This is a genomic window from Microcoleus sp. S13_C3 (assembly GCF_036700905.1).
GTDB lineage: Bacteria > Cyanobacteriota > Cyanobacteriia > Cyanobacteriales > Microcoleaceae > Microcoleus.
Genome location: NZ_JAUBPT010000285.1, coordinates 1 through 4,831, shown reverse-complemented (window position 1 = coordinate 4,831; position 4,831 = coordinate 1). Strand labels below are relative to the sequence as shown.

The window sequence follows — 4,831 nt, the reverse complement described above, 5'->3', positions numbered from 1 at the left end:
TAGATTCGAACTCATGCACTGGCTAATTTCATAAATTCCTTTTTTTGTCAACTCCTAATACTGAACCGACGCCCTAGTTTTCAGAATTGGTATAGGTTAGTAGCCAGGACTTTAGTCCTTATTTGCGGTAAAAAAGAGGACTGAAATCCTCACTAGGAACTGGTTTTATTTAGTTGATTTCTGAGCGGTTACTTACAGGTATAAAACCTAGTTTTTCCTGGCAGCGGTTGATATAAAAACTGACGACTGTATCAGCAGGGTTTTGTTCGATTAGTTGCTGAAAATATCCCAAGGCGGCGACAAATCTTTCGGATTGCCATCCTTGAATTCCTTTGTCAAATAAGCCCTGGGTAAGGTGCTTTGCCTCAGAGTCGGGACAGGATGCGCTCCAGATTTCGTAGATTTCAATAGCTTCCTGCTTGCCGCGCGGGGTTACTCGATCGATCCAGCGATAGTAATAATTGTTGCGGGGCAAATGGCTGTCAGCAGCAGTCGCCCCAGAATTAGAAATAATACTCTCCTGTGTTTCCACTTCTAAGTCGCACTTTAATAATAGACTTTCTTTTGAGTTTGAGTTGAGACTTATGCCATTTAGAAATTCTCTCGCATGAACAATGGCATTTTCGCTAACAATAATTTGGCAGCCGTATATTTTAGTTAAATTTTCTAACCGAGAAGCTGTATTTACCACATCGCCGATGACTGTAGAGTCCATGCGACGATCGGAACCTAAAGTGCCGATCATGCCGATACCTGTGTTAATTCCCGTACCAATATTGACGGGAGATTCTAAATTGTATTGGTGGCGACTGGCATTAAATTCTTGCAAGGTTTCTTGCATTGCTACTGCGGCTTCGATCGCATTCATCGCGTGAGAATTTGGCTGGTCAAATACTGCCATGATTGCATCGCCTAGGTATTTGTCAATAAACCCGCCGTGAGACGTGATGCACTCGTTCATTTTAGTAAAAAAAGCGTTCAACCATTCAAAAGTCTCGCGAGCTTGTTGAGATTCGGCGATCGCAGTAAACCCGCGAATGTCGCAAAATAAAATAGTCAGCTCTTCTTCTGTGACATTGCCCAACTGAATAGATTCTATTCCTTGTGGCGCAATTCGCTCCAGAATTTGCTCTGGCACAAATAGCTGAAATTTTTCTGACAGATATTCGTTGGCTTCCCAAGCGGCGGCGATTTGGCGTTTGCTTTGCTCTTTTACCTGCTGGTTGAATTGGGAAGATACAGCTTGCGATCGCATTTGACTCAACTGCAAAATATTTTCAACTTTTGCCAGCAACAAACGACTGTTAAAAGGCTTTGTCAAATAATCATCGGCCATCATTTCTAACCCTTTGATGCGAGACATATCGTCATCGAGAGCAGTCAAAAAAATCACCGGTACAGTTTGCAATGCCGTATCCTTCCGCAGGATCTCGCACACATCAAAACCGTTCATCTCCGGCATCATAATATCTAATAAAATTAAATCGGGTCGAGAGGCGCGGGCAAGGGAGAGCGCTTCATGGCCAGATAGCACTGATACTGTAGCGTATCCTTTGAGGTGCAATAACTCTTCCAGTAAAGTCAGATTAGCTGGCTCGTCATCAACCAACATGATGCAGGGCGACTTGTTTGACATGGAATATGATATAATATATCGAATTTAGCTCGGAAGTTGCGCGTGAGGAAGCTCGAAAACTGGTTGATTTGTATATTTCTCCTTACTAAACTCGATATTTTTCGTAGGAACAGGCTTTCGGAGGCAAGTGCGGGCAAGTCATATAGATATTTATCTACTCTTGAGTTTAACCTTTGTTGTTATCAATTATCATAAATGGCAGTGCTGGAACTGCAAATAATTATTGTTAGCCCAGAAAAGTACGGACAGTAGCGATCGCCAAATTCAAATCCAGTGGCTTGCTCAAATAAGCAGAAGCGCCAGCTTCCAAACATCGCTCACTGTCACCGGGCATCGCCATCGCCGTCACCGCAATCATCGGTACCGAATCCCAGACAGGATCTGCTTTAACTCGGCGCATCAACTCAAAGCCGTCAACATCCGGCAACTGAATGTCCATCAAAATCAAATCCGGCAGCAACTCCGGGGCAGCAGAGGCGGCGAGAATACGATCGGCCATAGCCGAACCATCCGCGAGTATCTCTACCCCGTACCCCTCCAATTCCATCACCTCAGAAATTAACATTTGGTTAAAAGGCTGGTCTTCGACAACCAAAATCCGCTTCCTGGCAATTGGTAAAGCAATCGCCGAAGCAGGAACTAACTTGGTATCCAAAGCACAAGAAGCAAAGTTTCCCAACTCTTGACGCATCTCCGTCAAAGGCAGCCAAACGCGGAAAAGACTTCCCCGATCGCAAACAGATTGAAAAGAAACTGTTCCCCCGTGCAATTCTGCCAATCGCTTAGTCAAAGCCAAACCCAAACCTGTACCTTCGTGCCGCCGAGTCAGCGAAGAATCCACCTGTTGAAAAGGTCGAAATAGCAAGTGCCAGCGGTCTTGAGGAATGCCGATGCCGGAGTCTTTCACCTCAAAACAAAAATAAGGAGTGCTGGCATTTACAGGAGAACAATCGGGTCGGTAGTCGCCGTCTATTTCACTGCCATAGGCCAGACGCCCGCTGAGTTTAACTTGTCCCTGTTCGGGGGTAAATTTGATGGCATTGGAAAGTAAATTAATCACAATTTGTCGCACTCGCCTTTCGTCGAGCCAAACTTTAGTAATACGGTTGTCGAGTTCTAAAGACAAACTGATTCGCTTTTTGTCGGCCCGCGGCTGCATCATTTTCATACAGTCTGTCGCGAGTTCTTGAACGCGAACAGGCTGTAAGTTTAGTTCTACTTTCCCGGCTTCAATTTTAGAAAGATCGAGAATATCGTTGATTAGCTGCAACAAGTGCTGGCCGCTTTTTTCGATCAGGTCTACATAGTTGATTTGTCGATCGCTCAACTGTCCGGCCGTTTGCCGCAGCAGCAAGTCAGAAAAGCCGAGAATGCTGTTGAGAGGCGTCCGCAATTCGTGGGACATTGAGGCTAAAAACTCGGATTTCAACTGAGAAGAATACTCTAATTCTTCATTAACTTGGCGCAAGTTCTCTTGTGTTTGAGCCCGCTCGATCGCCGCCCCCAGAGTCCGGCAAGCAGCCTCCAGCACTTCTTGGTGGACGGCGGCTTGCAGTTTTTTGATGTTGCGGGACTCCAGCGTCAGCACTCCGATGATTGTGCCGTTGGTAGCTGCGATCGGAAAAATACCCAGTTGTCCGATTCCCGGATGCCGAAATTCCGGCACGGCATTGGGATGTTGGGCATAATCCTCGACAAACACAGGTTTACCAGTTTTCACCACTTCCCACAGCAAACCGATGCCGTAGGGAATGCCTTGGTCGAGCAATTCTTGCATTCCTGCGACTACGGGTTCCCCGTAAGTAGCCAAAAATTGACTAGAAACTTGGTTGCAAATCCCCGACGCTTGCCGATGGTTTCCCTTGCCACTAATCACCTTGACATCTCCGAAAGCTGCATTCATTGCCTCTACTAAATAGGTGAGGGCAAACTGACCTATTTCTTGCAAACTGTCAGACTTTTGCAGGCGTTCGGTTAAACCTAAAAGAAAGCTCAGCCGCCTGACTTCTGCGTTCAAGCTAGCTTGGGAGTTTCGGTATACCGTAACGTCTCTAAAGGTAAACAGCCGTCCGCCGCTGTTGGTAATCGTGGCGCACACCTCCAAACAAACCCCATTGGATTGCTCGAAATAAAATGATAAACTTTCATCCTGAGATTTTTCGAGTGCTTGCTGAAACTCTTGCCACTGCTGAAGGGACAAGTAACCCCGATCGACAATTTCCGCAAACAGCAAGTGGCACTTCGGCTTTGTTTCCAGCCATTCTGGGGACAGTTCCCAGATTCCGGCCAATTTTTTGTTAAACAAAACTAAGCAGTCAGACGAGTCGAACAGAGCGATCGCATTGTCTACTTGATTGAGAATCAGTTCTTGGTCTGCCCTCAACTGGTGCAAGTCTCTCTCCATTTTCTCTGTGTGTGTAGCTCTTAGTTTTGTTGTCATAACTTTCGACGGATATGGCAAGAGTTCTTTGATAACTCTTTACATAAAGTGACATAATTTTAGGTTTTGTGGCAGTGAGGGCGATCGATCTGCCTTGTGATCTGAGACACTTGCTGGTTTCGGAGGGCGATCGGAGCCACCTTTGAACTGCGTCGGCTACATTGCTTAATCATGAGGCAATAAGGAGGGAAAGCATTATGACAGAAGCAGAATTTTTTAATAACAATGCTGTCGAAGTTGATGGCATCTGACTGGAAACTATTGCGTCCAACCCTGTGCTAAATTGACCCATAATAAAAACTAATCCCGGTGATAATAAATCAGCATATAGCAATCCTAAATAATTTGTGAATTTCCTACGGACTCCCAGCGGGTTCGGGTGGGGAAAAATTTTACGACTCCTGCAAGGACTGCTATATGCCAAATGCAATCATGACCTTACCCTTAAATTTTATTAGGATCGCGAATTAAATAACTTACAATTTTAATTGTTATTGTGGGATGGGCGTCCCGCCCGTCCAAAAAGGACTGGCGGGACGCCCATCCCACTTTCAAGAGTGGAAGTTATTTAATTCTCATTCCTTAGCAATAACTTGGTTATTTGGATTAACTGCTCAAGCAAGTGTTGGATTCAAAAACATAGGCATAAGGCGCGCCCTCAGCACCCGGAGACAGTGATAAGTAGGTAGGCGTAAAAAAACCAAATCATGTTAAAATAAGTAAACACTCAAGATTTAATTTACAAAATCAACAAA

General features: G+C 45.2%; 2 protein-coding genes. Both read right to left on the bottom strand.

Annotation, left to right across the window (positions count from 1 at the left end):
• Positions 1–169: 169 nt before the first annotated feature.
• Entirely contained in the window at positions 170–1,636 is a 1,467-nt protein-coding gene (locus QUA16_RS35720) for a response regulator (RefSeq protein WP_333109483.1), read from the bottom strand.
• A 226-nt stretch (positions 1,637–1,862) separates the two neighbouring features.
• Positions 1,863–4,076, bottom strand: coding sequence for an ATP-binding protein (locus QUA16_RS35715; RefSeq protein ID WP_333109484.1), 2,214 nt, complete (start codon positions 4,074–4,076; stop codon positions 1,863–1,865).
• Between the last annotated feature and the right edge of the window lie 755 nt (positions 4,077–4,831).